Origin of the sequence: Faecalibacterium sp. AF27-11BH, assembly GCF_003603005.1 — a bacterium.
Classification (GTDB): Bacteria; Bacillota; Clostridia; order Oscillospirales; family Ruminococcaceae; genus Faecalibacterium; species Faecalibacterium taiwanense.
In genome coordinates this window covers 1-1208 of sequence record NZ_QVGS01000033.1, presented here as the reverse complement: position 1 = coordinate 1208, position 1208 = coordinate 1, and the positions used below count along the sequence as shown (strand labels likewise).

Sequence of the window (1208 nt, the reverse complement as noted above, 5' to 3'; positions counted from 1 at the left end):
GCGGCTTTGCTTAGCCTGCGGTTGCCAACCTGTAGGAATGTCTAACAAGAGGAATACTGTTCATCCGGGGAAAAATCGAACTGTCCTGAAACCCGTAAAACACATTCGTGTTCTGGTTTTTCTTTTTTCGGTGCGCCGGGAGGATTCGAGCTATCCTTTTTTGTTTTTCATCCAGATGCGGTACAGCCCGTCTGTGATGAGGGTCTCCCGGTATAGAATGGGGGTGCAGCATGCTTCCCGGATGGGAATGGGCAGATTGCCGGTGGCGTAGAATGCTGTCTGCGGGCCAAGCTCTGCGCAGAAACGTTCCGCCAGACCGTCCAGCAGGCTGGCGGTGCCCAGCACAAAGCCGTTCTGCAGGCAGGAAGAGGTGCTCTTGCCCAGAATGGATGCAGGAGCCTTTGCGGCAAGGTCGATCTGCGGCAGCTGAGCGGTGTTCTTTACCAGTGCGCTCAGCGAGAGCTGCGGCCCGGGTAGGATCACCCCGCCCACAAGCTCCTGCTTGGCATTGACTGCCATCATGGAGATAGCGGTATCGGCTGAGATCACCACCAGCGGCCCGGAACACTCTGCCAGTGCAGCAACAGCACCGCATAAAAGCTCGGCACCCAGCTGGGCGGGGTTGTCCAGCCGAAGCTTGATGCCGCTTTTCAGGCCGGGGCCGACCGTCAGGATGCGTGCATTGCAGAGGATACGCAAAGCGGAAAGAACCCGGCCGCTCAGCACGGGCACTACACTGCCCAGAATACCGCCTTCAATTTGTGCCGGCGATGCACCGTGCAGAGAGAGCAGATTCACCAGACGGATGGCGTATTCGTCCACCGTTGCGGCGGTATCAGAGTGCAGCCGTCCACAAAAACGCAGAGTATCCTGCTCGTAGCCGCCCACGGTGATGTGGGTGTTGCCAATGTTGACGGTGAGTATCATAAACAAAGCCCTCCTCTGCAGCGCAATATAATGTATATATATAATAGCGCGCCCGCCGCGGATACTGGCACAGGACATGGCGCTTCTCCCTTATAGAATAAGTATAGCTACCTTACACAGGATGCTGGGGGATGACTCCATAATACGTTCTACCCGCCGCCTTGTCAAGAAAAAGGCACGTCCTGTAACGGGTGAAAAACAGGGAGATTCTTTATTCTGCAAAGAAATTGGAAAAAATCTGTCAAAAAGTGTTGACAAGGAGGCGGGGGTGTGGTATTATA

Annotated in this window: 1 protein-coding gene; it reads right to left on the bottom strand. The window is 55.0% G+C overall.

Annotated features, from left to right (window positions below):
- Positions 1–150: 150 nt before the first annotated feature.
- Positions 151–927: a type III pantothenate kinase gene (locus DWY76_RS13745; protein ID WP_044953371.1), complete on the bottom strand. Its 777-nt coding sequence runs from the start codon at positions 925–927 to the stop codon at positions 151–153.
- Between the last annotated feature and the right edge of the window lie 281 nt (positions 928–1208).